General features: G+C 66.5%; 16 protein-coding genes. 8 read left to right on the top strand and 8 right to left on the bottom strand.

Annotation, left to right across the window (positions count from 1 at the left end):
- Positions 1–98: 98 nt before the first annotated feature.
- Positions 99–1046, top strand: coding sequence for a biotin synthase BioB (gene bioB / locus ACZ5BM_RS12250; protein ID WP_498911611.1), 948 nt, complete (start codon positions 99–101; stop codon positions 1044–1046).
- 16 nt (positions 1047–1062) lie between these two features.
- Entirely contained in the window at positions 1063–2562 is a 1500-nt protein-coding gene (locus ACZ5BM_RS12245; RefSeq protein ID WP_498908307.1) for a GGDEF domain-containing protein, read from the top strand.
- Positions 2563–2578: 16 nt separating this feature from the next.
- On the opposite strand, the gene ACZ5BM_RS12240 is transcribed toward ACZ5BM_RS12245, so the two are convergent.
- The gene (locus ACZ5BM_RS12240; RefSeq protein ID WP_498908306.1) at positions 2579–2953 is read right to left on the bottom strand and encodes a hypothetical protein; all 375 of its coding nucleotides are present in this window, start codon (positions 2951–2953) and stop codon (positions 2579–2581) included.
- A 54-nt stretch (positions 2954–3007) separates the two neighbouring features.
- Between ACZ5BM_RS12240 and arfB the strand changes: the two genes are divergently transcribed.
- Entirely contained in the window at positions 3008–3502 is a 495-nt protein-coding gene (gene arfB, locus ACZ5BM_RS12235; RefSeq protein WP_498908304.1) for an aminoacyl-tRNA hydrolase, read from the top strand.
- Between the two features lie 372 nt (positions 3503–3874).
- Positions 3875–4708 carry a formate/nitrite transporter family protein gene (locus tag ACZ5BM_RS12230; protein WP_498908303.1) on the top strand — a complete coding sequence of 278 codons (834 nt, stop codon included), beginning with the start codon at positions 3875–3877 and terminating at the stop codon, positions 4706–4708.
- A 43-nt stretch (positions 4709–4751) separates the two neighbouring features.
- Here the strand turns inward: ACZ5BM_RS12230 and ACZ5BM_RS12225 are convergent, their stop codons facing one another.
- A complete protein-coding gene (locus tag ACZ5BM_RS12225) occupies positions 4752–5732 on the bottom strand; it encodes an asparaginase (RefSeq protein ID WP_498908302.1) in 981 nt (326 codons plus the stop codon).
- Between the two features lie 120 nt (positions 5733–5852).
- On the opposite strand from ACZ5BM_RS12225, the gene cysQ reads away from it, so the two are divergent.
- From cysQ to ACZ5BM_RS12210, 3 genes are read left to right on the top strand one after another with little or no spacing between them, the layout of a single operon-like run.
- On the top strand, positions 5853–6611 hold the full coding sequence (gene cysQ, locus ACZ5BM_RS12220; RefSeq protein WP_498908300.1) for a 3'(2'),5'-bisphosphate nucleotidase CysQ family protein: 759 nt from the start codon (positions 5853–5855) through the stop codon (positions 6609–6611).
- Positions 6608–7483 (top strand): aldose 1-epimerase family protein, encoded by an 876-nt coding sequence (locus tag ACZ5BM_RS12215; RefSeq protein ID WP_498908299.1) that lies wholly within the window; start codon positions 6608–6610, stop codon positions 7481–7483. The genes cysQ and ACZ5BM_RS12215 overlap by 4 nt, the downstream gene beginning before the upstream one ends.
- Before the next feature lie 54 nt (positions 7484–7537).
- Positions 7538–8218, top strand: a complete 681-nt coding sequence (locus tag ACZ5BM_RS12210) for a putative quinol monooxygenase (protein WP_498908297.1) — start codon at positions 7538–7540, stop codon at positions 8216–8218.
- Here ACZ5BM_RS12210 and egtD read toward each other — a convergent pair.
- The 3 genes from egtD to ACZ5BM_RS12195 form a co-directional block, all read right to left on the bottom strand.
- On the bottom strand, positions 8159–9103 hold the full coding sequence (egtD, locus tag ACZ5BM_RS12205; RefSeq protein ID WP_498908296.1) for an L-histidine N(alpha)-methyltransferase: 945 nt from the start codon (positions 9101–9103) through the stop codon (positions 8159–8161). The genes ACZ5BM_RS12210 and egtD overlap by 60 nt on opposite strands.
- A 22-nt stretch (positions 9104–9125) precedes the next feature.
- Positions 9126–10334, bottom strand: a complete 1209-nt coding sequence (gene egtB / locus ACZ5BM_RS12200; RefSeq protein WP_498908295.1) for an ergothioneine biosynthesis protein EgtB — start codon at positions 10332–10334, stop codon at positions 9126–9128.
- A 66-nt stretch (positions 10335–10400) separates the two neighbouring features.
- Positions 10401–11432, bottom strand: coding sequence for an aldo/keto reductase (locus tag ACZ5BM_RS12195; protein WP_498908294.1), 1032 nt, complete (start codon positions 11430–11432; stop codon positions 10401–10403).
- A 147-nt stretch (positions 11433–11579) separates the two neighbouring features.
- Between ACZ5BM_RS12195 and ACZ5BM_RS12190 the strand changes: the two genes are divergently transcribed.
- Positions 11580–12743, top strand: coding sequence for a glycosyltransferase (locus ACZ5BM_RS12190; RefSeq protein WP_498908293.1), 1164 nt, complete (start codon positions 11580–11582; stop codon positions 12741–12743).
- 16 nt (positions 12744–12759) lie between these two features.
- Here ACZ5BM_RS12190 and ACZ5BM_RS12185 read toward each other — a convergent pair whose 3' ends face one another.
- From ACZ5BM_RS12185 to ACZ5BM_RS12175, 3 genes are read right to left on the bottom strand one after another with little or no spacing between them, the layout of a single operon-like run.
- Positions 12760–13329, bottom strand: coding sequence for a class I SAM-dependent DNA methyltransferase (locus tag ACZ5BM_RS12185; protein WP_498908292.1), 570 nt, complete (start codon positions 13327–13329; stop codon positions 12760–12762).
- Positions 13330–13352: 23 nt separating this feature from the next.
- On the bottom strand, positions 13353–14084 hold the full coding sequence (locus tag ACZ5BM_RS12180; RefSeq protein WP_498908290.1) for a PIG-L deacetylase family protein: 732 nt from the start codon (positions 14082–14084) through the stop codon (positions 13353–13355).
- On the bottom strand, positions 14081–15232 hold the full coding sequence (locus ACZ5BM_RS12175) for an acyl-CoA dehydrogenase family protein (protein ID WP_498908289.1): 1152 nt from the start codon (positions 15230–15232) through the stop codon (positions 14081–14083). Before ACZ5BM_RS12175 ends, ACZ5BM_RS12180 begins: the two co-directional genes overlap by 4 nt.
- Between the last annotated feature and the right edge of the window lie 58 nt (positions 15233–15290).

Raw genomic sequence — 15290 nt, 5'->3', positions numbered from 1 at the left:
ATCGAGCAGTGATTGAGGAGGCGACTATGCCAGACGGCATCATCGACCAGGCCGGACTGAAGGATGGCACGCGCGTCGGAACAGGCGGAAGCGTGACGATGGCGGGCGGGCTGCGTCACGACTGGACCACGTCCGATGTGCGCGCTCTGATGGCGCTGCCGTTTCCGGAGCTGATGTTCCGGGCGCAATCGACCCATCGCGCCCATTTCGATCCGCTGGACGTGCAGATCTCCACCTTGCTGTCGATCAAGACCGGCGGTTGCCCGGAAGATTGCGCCTATTGTCCGCAGAGTGCCGCCCTGGAAGCGCCGATCAAGGCCAGCCGTCTGATGGCGGTGGAGGCGGTTCTGGCCGATGCGCGTGCAGCCAAGGAAGCCGGTGCCAGCCGGTTCTGCATGGGCGCCGCCTGGCGCAGCCCGAAGGATCACGATCTGGAAACCGTCTGCGCCATGGTGGAGGGCGTGAAGGCGCTGGGCATGGAGAGCTGCGTCACGTTGGGCATGCTGGACGAACGGCAGGCCGAGCGGCTGAAGCAGTCCGGGCTGGACTACTACAACCACAATCTCGACACCTCGCCCGAGTTCTATGGCGAGATCATCACCACCCGGACCTACGAGGATCGCCTGAACACACTTACCCATGTACGGGACGCCGGCATCAACGTGTGTTGCGGCGGCATCGTCGGAATGGGAGAGACGGTGGAGGATCAGGCCAGCCTGATCGCCACGCTCGCCAGCCTGCCGAAGCATCCCGAAAGCGTGCCGATCAACATGCTGGTGCGGGTGTCCAACACGCCGCTCGCCGATGTGGCGGCGGTGGACCCGATCGACTTCGTTCGCGTGATCGCCGCCGCCCGCATCACCATGCCGAAGAGCCATGTGCGCCTGTCGGCCGGGCGCGAGGAGATGAGCGACGAGACCCAGGCGCTCTGCTTCCTGGCCGGTGCCAACTCGATCTTCTATGGCGAGAAGCTCCTGACCACACCCAATCCGGCGGCAAACCGCGACATGGCGCTGATCCGGCGGCTGGGCATGCGCCCGGCTTGAGGATCGCCACCGACATATGCTGACAACGGCGTGGCGCCCCTGGCTCGGCCTTTCGCTGTTGTTCATGGTCTCGCATGCGGTGGCGATTCTGCTGGATACGTCCAGCGCCGGCTTGCTCGACTACCCGTTCATGATTGCCGATCCGCTGCTGGCCGTGGTGGCGATCTGGCGACTGGCCAGCGGCAGCACCGCCACCGTACGGATTGCGTGGACGCTGCTGGGCGCTGGGCTTCTCATCAACTGCACAGGGTCGATCGCGGCGGCCTGGGCCGACGGCGTTTCGCATATTTCGCCGTTCGTCGCCGACCTGTCCGGGTTTCTCTACCTGTCCTACGGCATCGCCGTGATCGCCGCCCTGGCTCTGCCGGATCGCCCCGGCCTCGTGCGCCGGCTGGCCTGGATCGACATCGCGCAGAGTCTTCTGGCGGCGCTCCTCTTCTATATCGCCGTGTTTTCGGCCCTGCCGTTCGTGGACCGGAGCGTGCTCCCGGTTTCCAGCGCGCGTCTGATCAAGCTGCTCTACTATGAGAACCTGGCTCTGGTCTCGATCGCCGCCTTGCGGGTGATGGGGCGATCCCATTCGCTTCAGCGTGCAGCGTTCGATCGCGCCGCTCTGCTTTTCTTGTTGCTGTATGCGGGTGCGACCGACGCCTACAACAGCTTTGCCTTGAGCACGGGTTTCGCCCCCACGCTCATGTCGGTCCTGGTCGACGTGCCGTTCCTCAGTCTGCTGTTCCTTAAGGCCGCGGAGCCCGATCCCGAGCCCCGACCGGTGCAGACCCGGCGTCAGCTGACGTTGTTGGTGGACGGAGCGACTCCTGCTTTCTTCACCCTGCTTCTGATGTGGCTTTCCATGAGCATCGCGCGGGAGGAGTTCGTGGCCAGCGTGATCGCCATGACGCTGGCGCTCGGTCTCATGGTGGTGCGCTCGGCCATCACGGAAAGCCATCACCTGGAGGCCCAGGATGCGCTGGCCCTGGCGCGGGATCGCCTGCTGCGTCTTTCCTTGTATGACGACCTGACCGAGATCGCGAACCGCCGCGCTTTCCAGAACGATCTGACGGAGTTGTGGAGCCGGTCGGGAAAGCACGGTGTTCTGATCGCCCTGCTTCTGATCGACATCGATCATTTCAAGATGATCAACGACCGTCTCGGCCACGACGCCGGGGACGCCTGTTTGCGCATGGTGGCAGGGGCGCTGGATCGCGCGCTGTCGAAATCGAACGGTACGGTCTTCCGTTACGGTGGCGAGGAATTCGCGGTTCTGCTTCCTGGCGCGACGATCGCCCAGGCCCGTCAGATCGGGGAACGATTGCGGATGACCGTTTCCCAGCTCGCGATCCCGAACCGGACCGTCACGGGCGACCGCGTGACGATCAGCGTCGGCGTTGCCACGGGCCGCTACGGCTACGGGCCCATCTCCGCGCTGATCGCATCCGCCGACCGGGCGCTCTATGCTGCAAAAGCCGGCGGCCGGAATCAGGTGGCGGTGGACAAGGAGCCGGCCGAGGCCTGACGTGCCGGTGACCGTCCTACTGTGCGACCAGATCCCAGGCCTGCGCCTTGATCTGGTTGCAGGCATTGCCGAAACCCTGCGACTGCACCTGCCTGGCGAAGGCGTCGGTCATGTCGGTGATGCTGGTGGCATCGAAGCCGCGGCCGAGCTGTGCCAGGCATTGATCGAGGATATGGGCGGTGACGGGGCCGGTCTTCACCTTGCGCCCCTCGTCGCACACGCTCTTGCTTTCGGCGGTGAAACGCACGAGGCGGGAGAAGTAGACGCAGCGCCCTTTGTCGTCCATCTGGGCCGGCGGCTGCAGGTAGCTTTGCTGCGCCAAAGCCGGGTGGGCGGCGGGCAGCAGAATCGCCGCCGACAGCAGCACCCCGCAGAACATGGTCTTCGTCATTCTTCTCTCCGGCCTTCGGGCCCGGACCGGGCCGACGCATGGGCGGCGCGACGATTGCGGAAACCGCGCCGCGCGTCCACATGCTGCCGCGCATCCCTTTCCGTCGCATGGACCCGTGTCATCGCTCTGATCCCCATCACCCCCCGGCTGTCGATCGACGAGGAGGAACTGTCGGAGTCGTTCCTGCGCGCGTCGGGAGCGGGCGGGCAGAACATCCAGAAGGTGGAAACGGCGGTGCAGCTCCGCTTCGATGCGCGGCGCTCGCCGAACCTGCCGGATGCGGTGCGGGCGCGGCTGGAGCGGCTGGCGGGGCACAGGCTGACCAATGACGGGGTGATCGTGATCACCGCCCAGCGCCACCGCACACGCGAGCGCAACCGTGCCGATGCGCTGGATCGTCTGGTGGCGCTGATCCGGGAGGCGGCAGCACCGCCCCCACCGAAGCGCCGCCCGACCCGTCCGACGCTCGGCTCCAAGAACCGTCGCATGGACGGCAAGACCATACGCGGCGACACCAAACGCATGCGCGGCCGTCCGTCTCTGGATTGATGCCGCTGCGGCGGCCCTGGGCCGGTCGAGGGACCGCAGAGGTCGCCCCGTTTCCCGAGCGGTCGTCACGCGTCCTCTTCGCACTGCGATCTGGCGAATGCGCAGTTCCGGACCTTTGTTTCGGTGCGCCTGTGTCGTTCCGGCCACCGAATCCGCCGATCTCGTGTGGAAGCTCATCACGTCCGGCGCGGTCCGTTGTGCGAACGGCATCGACATGGAACGACACGGAACAGGACCGGCCCGAAACGGCCGCCCCGAATCCCTCCGTGCGTGCGCCGTTCTCCGCTTTTCCCGATCCCTTGGGTTCCGGCGATCCGGCGTGCGGCGAAAACCGCCCGGTCGAGCGATGGCCGGGCAAGGAAAGCGAACCTGATGTCGGACTACGTCAAGCCAGCGGACGTGCTGGAGAACATCGTCGAAAGCGGCCGCGTGAAGGCCGGATTGCCCCTGTTGCAGATCCTGGTGCGCTCCGGGCTGGCCGGCGCCTATCTCGCCTTCGTCACCTCCATGGCGTTCCTGCTGGCGGCGCAGACCGGGCAGTTCGTGGTCGGCGCGCTGCTGTTTCCGGCCGGCTTCGCGCTGATCATCGTGCTCGGCCTCGAATTGCTGACCGGCAATTTCGCCGTGCTGCCGGTGGCGCTGTTCGCGGGCCGCATCGGCTGGGGCGCCGTGCTGCGCAACTGGGCGCTGGTGTTCCTCGGCAATCTGGCGGGAAGCCTGATCTATGCCTGCATCTACTGGATCGCCACCACGGAAGCGGGCCATGTCGCCGGCGGCGCCGTTGCGGACAAGCTGCGGGCGCTGGCCGTGTCCAAGACGCAGGTCTACGAGGCGCTCGGCTTCGCCGGGCTGGTGACCGTGTTCGCCAAGGCGATCCTCGCCAACTGGATGGTGAGCGTCGGTTCGGTGATGGGCATGGCGTCGACCTCCACCATCGGCAAGATCCTGGGCGCCTGGCTACCGATCTTCATCTTCGTCAGCCAGGGCTTCGAGCATAGCGTGGTGAACATGTTCGCCATTCCGATCGGCATGATGCTGGGCGCGCCGGTCTCGCTGTCGCAATGGTGGCTGTGGAACGAGATCCCCGTCACGCTGGGCAACGCCGTCGGCGCGTTCATTTTCACCGCGGGCGCGTTCTATCTCGGCTATGCAAGGCACCGGCCGTCGCACCAGGACGCGGCCGCACCGCACGATCCACGCCGCTGATCCTGACACCGGGGCGTTTCGCGCGAACCGCCCCGGATCAGGGTCAGATCACCGGACGGAGGGCGCCGACCTCCGTTCCGGTCCAGTTGCGCAGCACGGGGTGCGACAGGCGGCGCAGCACCTCGTTCTCGCCCAGGAAGCGGGCCGCCAGAGAGGCTGCCGCCGACTCCGCCCCGCGCGCGGCCCCGTCGGCGCATTTCACCGCGATCGCCAGCCCGTGTTCCGGCAGGGCGATCACCTGCAGGCCTTCCGCGCCCATCTTGCTGAAGGCACGCTCGCCGAACGCGTTCATCAGCACGGTGTCGAACCGGCCCGGCCCGGCCACCAGCTCGGGATGCGCCGCGACGGCCCGACGCAGGCGACGCGCCGCCTCGGCGGTATCGGCGTCGAGGCCGGCGCCGCTGCCGAAGCGGGCGAAACCGGTCGCCAGGGCGCGCAGGCCCATGGCGTAGGTCGGGATGCCGCACCCGTCCGTCGCGCGGTTGCGCTCGTCCAGCACCGTGTCCGTCGCGCGCGCCAAGGCCGCGGTGGTGCGCTTCATCACCGGGTGCTCGGGCCGGATATAGTTCTCCACCGCCTCGCCTGAATCGCAGGCGAGGCAGACGAAGCCGGCATGTTTGCCGGAACAGTTGTTGTGCAGGGCGGTCGGCAACGCGCCGCGCGACGCCAGCGCCACCTGCCCTTCGCGCGCGGTCGGCCAGTGCGCGCCGCATTCAAGGCAGGACAGGTCGCGCCCGGCGCGCGCGAGCATGGCGGCGGCGATCTCGGCATGAGCGGCGAGACCGACGTGCGAGGCGCAGGCCAGGGCGAGGGCGCGATCGTCGAGGCCGAGCCGGTCCGCGGCACCGCTTTCCACCAGGGGCAGGGCCAGCAGCGCCTTCACCGTGGAGCGTGTGAAGGTCGGTGCCTCCACATCCCCGGCGGCGAACACCACCCGCCCATCGGCATCCGCCACGACGGCGCTGCCCAGATGGCGGGATTCGACCTGATCGCCGCGCAGCACCTCCACCAGCAGATCGTCCATCCCGGCCCTCCTTCTCGCTCTCCGATGCCGCTCTCGTAGAGGAAGGCGGTCGCGATCGCCATCGGACACGGTGCCGCCGCCGCTTGACCGGCGACACATCCACCTGCTTTGCCTGACCGCATGAAAAACGCCCTGATCTCCATCGCGGAGGACGCCGGCGCGCTGATCCTGCCGTTGTTCCAGGCCAGGATCACCGCGTGCAGCAAGACGGACGGGTCGCCGGTCACGGAGGCGGACGAGAAGGCGGAGGCGCTGATCCTGCGTCGCCTGGCGGAGGCGTTTCCGGACATTCCTGTCGTGGGCGAGGAATCCGTCGCCGCGGGGCGCGTGCCGCCGCCTTCGGACCGGTTCTTCCTGGTCGATCCGCTGGACGGCACGCGCGAATTCATCGCCGGTTCGGGCGAGTTCACCGTCAACATCGCCCTGGTGGAACACGGCGTGCCCACGGTGGGGGTGGTGTCAGCGCCGGCCCTCGGACGGCTGTTCCATGGCGATCGCGACGGGGCGTTCGAGGGCGACCGGCGGATTCATGTTCGCACGCCACCCGAGGACGGGCTGGTGATCGTCGCCAGCCGCTCGCACCGAACCGCGGAGACGGATGCGTTCATCGCGCGCCATCGCGTCTCCGCGCTGGTCTCGGCCGGATCGTCGCTGAAGTTCTGTCTGGTGGCCGCGGGAACCGCCGATCTGTATCCGCGTCTCGGCAGGACCATGGAATGGGACACGGCGGCGGCGGACGCGATCCTGCGTGCCGCCGGCGGATGGGTGCGGACCGTCGACGGCGCGCCGCTCCGCTACGGAAAGCGCAATCAGCCGGCGGACAGCGATTTCGCCAACCCGTTCTTCATTGCAGGCACCGGAGAAGGAGTTTTCCCGTGAGCGATCCCGATACGCATGCATTCGGCCATGGCGATCTCGCTTTCGTGGTGAAAGCGGAGGGTGCCGAACTCTGCTCGCTGCGAGCGGGCGGCCGCGAAATGCTGTGGCAGGCCGGGCCGGAATGGAAGCGTCACGCGCCGGTTCTGTTTCCCATCGTCGGCAGGCTGAAGAACGACACGCTGCGCCAGGGCGGGCGCGATTATCCGATGAGCCAGCACGGGTTCGCACGCGACCGCCGGTTCGACTGGGTCTCCCGCGACGCGCGCGGATGCCGTCTCTCGCTGCTATCCGACGCTGAGAGCGCGAAGCGCTTTCCCTCCCCGTTCGCCCTGGAGATCGGCTACCGCCTCGACGGCGACACGCTGCATGTGGACTACCTGATCCGCAATCCCGGCGACGACACGCTGTTCTGTTCGGTCGGCGCGCATCCGGCCTTTCGCTGGCCACTCGCGGACGGTGTGGACCCGCTTTCGCACCGCCTGGTGTTCGAGCGACCGGAACCGGAACCGATCCGGCGGGTGGAGGCCGGACTGCTGACGGAGCAATCCCATCCGACACCGATCCGGCACGATTCCTTGCCGCTCGATCCGGCCTTGTTCGAGGACGATGCGGTGATCCTGCTTAACCCGAACAGCCGTTCGGTTCGCTTCGAGGCACCAGATGCGCCGTTGGCGCTGCTGATCGGCTGGCACGGCATGAGCGCGCTGGGCATCTGGTCGAAGCCCGGTGCGGAATTCCTGTGCATCGAGCCCTGGCATGGTTTCGCCAGCCCGGAAGCGTTCGACGGTCCGTTCGAGCAGAAGCCGGGATTGCTGCGGATCGCACCGGGCGATAGCGCCTCGCTGGGCTGGAGCGTTGCTGTGCGGCGGTGAAACCCTGGCCGGGCTCGATCTGTTTCGTTTCCAACAAAAGGAGGAGGTCGTGCCATGCCCAACGCCTTGTTTGTGGAAGTCGAAGCCAAGCAGTCCACCACCGAGGAGATCAGGGATTTTCTTGAGAAGGCCCTCGCCAAGGCCCAGGATGAGCCGGACACGCGGGACTGGTACGCGATCCGCTTCGACGAGAACCATTTCGGCATCTTCGATACGTTCGACGGCGCGATGGGGCGTATCAAGCATATCGCCGGTGCGATCGGGCGCGGTCTGGTGATCAAGACCATGACCAGCCTGCACGGCATGCCGCACGTCTCGATGTCGGAGATCGTCGCCGCCATCGTGCCGGATGCCGATGCGGTTCCGACCGTCGGCACCTACGCGGAGATCGAAACCAAACTCGGCGGTGGACGCGATTTCGGCGAGGCTCTCGTCAAGGCGCGCGAGAATGCGGCGACCGAACCGAAGACCCTGGCCTGGTATGCCTTGCGCACGGCCAAGAACGGCTACGCGGTGTTCGACACCTTTCCGGACGATGCGGCGCGGGAAGCGCATCTGCACGGCATCGCCAATAACGGCGTGCTGGAGGCGATCGACCGCCTTGTCGACACGCCCGTCACGTTCCGGCGTTTCGACATCATCGCCTCCAAGCAGGCCGGTTGGATCGGGATCGGATCAGCCCAGCAGCAGATGCATCCCGAACAGCCCGTCCGGGTCGGACCAAAAACCGCCTGATCGCCATCCGGCGGCTTGCGCGAGGGCGACAAAGCCCTCGCGCGTATGCTTGTAGCTGTCTTCCGTATGGATGGTCTCGCCACGACGGAAGCTGATCGGCGTCCCGGCGACCATGACGCGCTGATCCGCCTGACTTTCCAGATGCATCTCCACGCGTCCCTCGTGGGCATTCCAGCGGGCGCGGTGACGGAACGTCGCCGTATCGAAGTCCGCAGCCGCGATCTGGTTCACGTGCGACAGGATGTTGAGGTTGAATCGTGCCGTAACGCCGTCCGCATCGTCGTAGGCCGGGATCAGCATCGTTTCGTCTTTGCGGAGATCGGTGCCGACCACCAACATCGGCGCCGCTGTTCCGGACAGGGTCTCGCGCACGTTGCCGAGAAAGCGATGCACGGCCGGCGGCCGGAAATTGCCGATGGTGGAACCGGGGAAGAAGCCGAAACAGGGTCGGTCGGACAGGGTGGCGGGGAGCACGAGCGGCTGCATGAAATCCGCCGCGACGGGCAGCACCGGCATCGCCGGGTGGCTTTCGCCCATTCGAGAAACGATCGCGTCTAGCGCCCCCGGGGCGATGTCGATCGGCACATAGGCGGTGAAGGCCCGTGTGCCGGCATCCACCAGCCTCATGCCCTTGCTTTCGTCCGCGGCGCCGTATTCGACAAGGGCGGCACCGATCGGTGCGTGCGCGGCGATCTCGGCGGCATGGCGGGCCAGCAGCGCATTCTCTGCGCGGGTCACGTAGTATTCAGGCAGGCGCGTGATGCGTTCGAACAGGGCGCAGCCGACATCGTCGTAGAACAGCTTGGCGGGCAGCGTCTTCTGTGCGGCGCAGAGACCCGACAGGATCTCGACCGTCACGTCGGGCGGCGTCGGCATATCGGGCATGAATTCTCGCTCGAGACAGGGATCAGGAGTCGCGCGCCAGCCGCAGGCCGGTCATCTGCCAACGCTTCTCGGGTTGAAAGAAATTGCGGTAGCTGTCGCGGGCATGGCCGGGCGGGGTGGCGGCAGAAGAGCCACGCAGCACCATCTGGTTGATCATGAACTTGCCGTTGTACTCGCCGATCGCACCCGGGATGGGGCGGAACCCGGGATAAGCGAGATAGGCGCTGTTACTCCACTGCCAGACATGGCCGTGGAACTCGGGCAGATCGCCGGCGGCGGCTTCCAGTTCGTGTTCGGTCGGCAGACGCGCCCCCGACCAGCGCGCGAAGGCGTCGGCCTCGTACCAGGAGACATGGCGGACAGGCTGTTCCGGGTCGACCGCGGACAGGCCGCCCGGCGAGACCTGCAACCAGCCGCCCTCCCCGTCCGGCCGCCAGTGCAGCGGCGCGTCCCAGCCTTCCGATCTCGCCGTCGCGAAACCGTCCGACATCCACAGCGCCGCCTGCCGGTAGCCACCGGCCCGCATGAAGTCGAGCCATTCGGCATTGCGGACGAGGCGGTTCGCCAGGGCATGCGGCTGCAACAGCGCGCGGTGACGGGGGAACTCGTTGTCGAAACCGAACCCGCCCCCGGCATGGCCGATCTCCACGATACCGTCAGGGCGGTTCACGAAGACCGTCGGACCGTTCTCCCCCCGTGGGGCCGACCAGCCTGGCACGACCGGCATGCCGTCGCCACGCCAGGCGAGCGGGTTCTGCGCGAAGGCGTGCAGCATGTCCGTGAGTAGAAGTTCCTGATGCTGCTGCTCGTGATGCAGACCGAGCGTCACCAGAGTGCCCGCCGTGCCGGGAACGAAATCGATCAGACGGCGGACCGCCGCATCCACATGCGCGCGGTAGGCCGACACCGCCACCGCACCCGGGCGTGTCACCAGCCCGCGCGTCGCACGCGGATAGCGCGCGCCCAGAGCTTCGTAATAGGAATTGAACAGAAACCCGAACGCCTCGTCGTAAGGCCGGTAGGACGGATCATGCGGCAGGAGCAGAAACTGCTCGAAGAACCAGGTCGTATGCGCACGATGCCATTTGGCTGGGCTGGCATCGGGCATGGACTGGATCGCCTGATCCTCCGGCGAAAGGGCCGCACTCAGGAACTCCGTGTGGTCGCGCACGGCACGAAAGGCCCGTTGGAGCGCGGCCGGGTCCGCGACGCCGACGCTGAGCTGGTCCATGGTCGTTCCTTCCCTACGCGATAGCGACGTGGACCCAGTCCGGTTCCGTCAGGTCCGTGCCGGCTCTCAAACCGGAAACGGGTTCCGTTCGGAAAAGCCCTGCTGATGCCAGTAGGGATAGGGTTTGACCCGATGGCTCGCCTTGTCCAGTAGCGCGACCTGCTCGGCCGTCAGAGACCAGCCTACCGCACCAAGATTCTGCCGGAGCTGTTCCTCGTTACGGGCGCCGACGATGACATTGGCCACTGTCGGGCGTTGCAACAGCCAGTTCAGCGCGATCTGTGGCACCGTCTTGCCGAGTTCGGCCGCCAGGGTTTCCAGCGCATCGGTGACGGCGAAAAGATGCTCGTCCTCCACCGGTGGCCCCATCTCGGCCGTCTTGTGCAGGCGCGACTGCGCCGGGATCGGCTTGTTTCGGCCGATCTTGCCGGTCAGACGCCCCCAGCCGAGCGGGCTCCAGACAATGGCGCCGACGCCCTGGTCCAGCCCCAGCGGCATCAGCTCGTTTTCATAGTCACGGCCGATCAACGAATAATATGCTTGATGCGCCACATAGCGCGGCAGGTTGTAGCGCTCGGCCACAGCAAGCGACTTCATCAGGTGCCAGCCGGAAAAGTTCGAACAGCCGACATAGAGGACCTTACCCCCCCGTACGAGATCGTCGAGTGCGCCGAGCGTCTCCTCCGGCGGTACCATGGCGTCGAAGCCGTGCAACTGGAACAGGTCGATCCGGTCGGTCCCGAGACGTTTCAACGCGCCTTCGACGCTTTTCACCAGATGGAAGCGGGACGAGCCGACATCGTTGGCGTCCTCCCCGAGACGGAAGGTCGCCTTGGTGGAAATCAGCACCTGATCGCGGCGCCCCTTGATCGCCGCACCGAGCACCTCTTCGGCGCCGCCGGCTGAATAGATGTCGGCGCTGTCGAACATGTTCAGCCCGGAGTCGAGGCAGATATCGATCATGCGCGAGGCGTCGGAAACGTCCGTGGCGCCCCAGGCCTCGAAGAACTCGCCCCGCCCGGCAAAGGTCGCCGTGCCGAGGCTCAAAACGGGTACGCGAAGGCCCGAGCGGCCGAGCCGCCTGTGTTCCATGCTCATGAACCCAACTCTCCTGGATCAGATCGGTCGCGGCCGCTGTCGGCTTTCTCATGATGGGCCTCGTCACGCCATGTGGCGACGCCTCCCCCTCCGCACAAACACGTGTCCTGCGCGAAGAACGTCTTTCCGCCTTCCGGACGTTAGGTCATGACGCGACCGGACCCGGCGGCACCGGCCTCCATCCGTTCCGGGAGAAAGCCGATGTCCCCAGCGTCAGCAACGGCTTGCGTCGCCATTCCCGTCCGGAATGAGGCGGAGCGGATCGGGTCGTGTCTGCTGGCTTTGTCGGACCAGCGTGATGCGCCTCCGGACCACGTCGTGCTGTTGGTCAACAACACCACCGACGACACGATGGCGATGGTGGATCTCGTCCGTCCCAGGCTGCGTTTTCCGGTCACCGCGATCGAGACGTCGCTTCCACCGGAGCAGGCGAATGCCGGTACGGCGCGGGCCTGGGCCATGCGCATCGCCGCTACGATCGCGGGGCCGGACGGCCTTCTTCTGGCAACCGATGCGGATGGGCTGGTCGCACCCGATTGGGTATCGGCAACGCGGCGCGCCTTCCTGTCGGGGGTGGAGGTGGTGTGCGGCCAGGCGGAGATCGATCCCGTCGAGGCGAGGTTAATTCCGGCCGAATTACATGAGGACGATGCGCGGGAGGTCGCGTTCGGCACCCTGCTCGATCGCATCCACTCCCTTGCCGATCCCGATCCGTTCGATCCCTGGCCGCGCCATACGGAGCATTCCGGCGCCAGCATCGCCGTCACCGTGCGCGCCTGGCAGGCGGCCGGTGGAGTGCCACCGCTGGCAACCGGCGAAGACCGTGCCTTCCTCCAGGCGCTGCGGCGGGTAGACCGGCCGATCCGGCACGCGCCGGACGTGCGGGTGGTGGTATCCGGCCGGACGGTGGGGCGTGCACGCGGCGGCATGGCCGACACCATGGCCCGACGCATGCTGAAACAGGATCCGCTTCTGGACGAATCGCTGGAATCCCCGGCAGCGGCACTGCACCGGGCCAGGACACGGGCGACGTTTCGGCAGTTGCGCCGCTGCGGTGGACCGGCCGCCGACGTGACAGCATTCGCGCTGGCGCTCGGTGTCGACAGCACTGCGCTGGGAGCCTGGCTGCAATTGCCGTTCCAGGGCCAAGGCTGGGATGCGCTGGAGCGCAACAGTGCCGCGCTAGAGCGCAGACCGGTGGAAAGACGTCTGCTGGCACGGCATCACCGAGAAGCGGAGCGGATCGTGGGCATGTTGCTGCAAAGTCACACGGTCCCAAGCCGGGCTTTCGACATTGAGCCGGTGGCCTGAGAGACCCCGCGCCCGTTCAGCGAACGGCCCGGCATAGCCTGTCGATCCGGTAAGTATCCCGGCGGAGAAGCGTTCGCTTGAATCGCCCCTGTGCGCCGAGCCGCCGTGCGAACCGTTCGGCGGCCTCGTCTCCCGTGCACGGTGTATCCGTTTCGCCTGTCCAGTTTACCAGGACAACCAGTGCCTGATCAGCCAGTACTGCGGCAACACGCGTGGCGAGATCGGACACATCGATCGGATTCAGGAAATAAAGCAGTTCGGAGATCACGACCAGGTCGAACGGTCCAGGGGACAGAATGTCAAACCCGCCCGGCATGGAAGCCTCGCAGAACGAGATGCCCGTCCGCTCCGCGCAGCGGCGTTTCGCCAGTGCCAGAGCCTTGGGCGAGATATCCACTGCCAGCAACGTATCGCATCGCTCGCTCAGACGAATGCTCATGGCCCCGTTGCCGCAGCCGAGTTCGAGCCCATTCGAGAATCGTCGATCCTCGAGCTGGGAGAGCGTGTCTGCGTATTTTCCGGCCTCATAGGCGCTGCTATCGAACCGCCACGGGTCGGGATCGGCGCCGTAGAGCCGGTCGAACACGTCGCGCCCCCAGCTTTCTCCGCTCATGGCAGCAGCACAGTTTCGAACCGTGTCTGGAACAGGCTCAGAAAATCGGAGGGCAAGGAGAAACCGTTCGGATCATCCGTGATCAGGCCTTCGTGCTGCGTCGCATGCGCGGAGATGGCCTCGGCTTTGACGGGAAGGAACTGTTCCACGTCGATCCGCCAGCCGAGCGGAGCTCCGCCGGGCAGTTCGGTATCACCGTCCAGGGTCCATCCCCAGACGGGATAGGCCAGAGCGCGCGCTTCGATCCGTGCGGACGCCGCTTGTCCGATACGCCACGCGGCGAGATGATCCCCATGCGGATCATGCTCCCAGCTCGAAAAGATGCTGTCGCACCGGTGCGCCGTTGCGATCGCGGCCAGATCCGCCACCGCACGATCGAGATCCGGTCCCGCCTGCGGCGCACGCGTGTCCGGCAACCCCATCAGGATCAGGCGTTCCGCCGGCAATCCGAGCAGAGACACCGCCTGCGCGGCTTCCCGGGCTCGGGCGGCACGCAGCCGCTCGGGCGGCCAGCTCGGCGAGGATGGGTGCGAGCCGGCGCCATCAGTAAGAACAACCACGATCGGCGGCCGTCCGGCCGCGCACAAGGCGGCGATGATGCCGCCACAGCCGAGGGACTCGTCGTCCGGATGCGGCGCCAGGATCAGGATCGTGCCGGGGAAAACGCCGTCGATCGTGCCGAGGGGAAACGCACGAAACGCTTCCAGCATATCCGCCGCACGCATCATACCGGCCGCCCCGACGCCCGATCCGGATCGGGCAGATCGCGATCGGTGAACCAGGCAGCGGCTTCGACCAGCGTCTCGTCCGGTGCCGGCTGGCGCAGATAGGTCGCCAGATCGCGCATCGTCCGCTCCACGACGCTGCCGCGCAGAAACGCACCAAACCCCAACCCGCGCTGGACCAGCTCGATCACGGCCAACCCCGCCTTTTCGCAAGCAATCCGCGCCAGGTTCACCGTCGCCTGCACGTCGCCGGCCGCGAATCCCTGCCCTTCGGCCACCAGACAGGCCCGGCGACACCAGAAAGCGGCGGTTTCGCGATGGATCAGCGCTTCGCCGATGCGGACACGCTGATGCGGATCGGCGCTGCGTCCGCGCGACTGCAAGATCTCGCGCATCTCGTCGACGAGACGATCGATTCCACCCAGCGCTACTGCCGCACCGCGCCAGGCGCCAGCGGAGAATTCCGGCTGTGACAGGTAGATCCCAGGCGGGCCGATCAACGCGTCATCTGCGATTCGTGCATCCGTGAAGTCGTAACGACCGGTGGCCGCACCGCGCATGCCGCTCAAGGAAACACGCGCCGCCTGCACCGTCTTTTCCACTGGCATCAGGGCCAGGCGCGGATGGCCCTCCGGTGGCTGAACCGTGATCAGCGCGAGGCCGGCCACACCAACGCCAGAGGCAATGCTTTTCTGGCCGGTGAGCACCCAGTCCGATCCGTCGCGCTGCAACCGCACCGGCATCTCGTCAGTCACCCAGAGAGCGACCAGATCGCCCTGCTTGACCTTCTCGGCCAGTGCGCGCTTCTGCGCGGCGTTTCCGTGCAGAACCACCAGACGGATCGCGTTGATATGCCCTTCGAACAATCTCCCCAAGGAGAGGTCGGCGCGCCCCAATGCGCGCAGAAGAGACAATGCGGCGATCGCACCGGCCGGATCGGTACCGACACCGGCCCCACCTGATGCCGTAGGGAGAGGGAGCCTAAGAGTCCCGATGGCACGAAGACGCCTCATGGCAGCATCGGGCAGCCCGCCCTCACGATCGATCCGCTCCGCCTCCGAAGCGAAAAAGGGGATATCCTTCAGAAGTATCAGCGATTCATCCGCCGTGTTCAGCAAGGTTTCTCTCCGCCGCCGTTTGCCCGGCAGCATGCATCATCCGCCTCCTCAGCTTATCGTGATAAAGCAGGCGTTGTTCCCGGTTGAACCA

The organism is Lichenicola sp. GTC18331, assembly GCF_055386855.1.
This window is presented reverse-complemented; position numbering and strand designations above follow the sequence as displayed.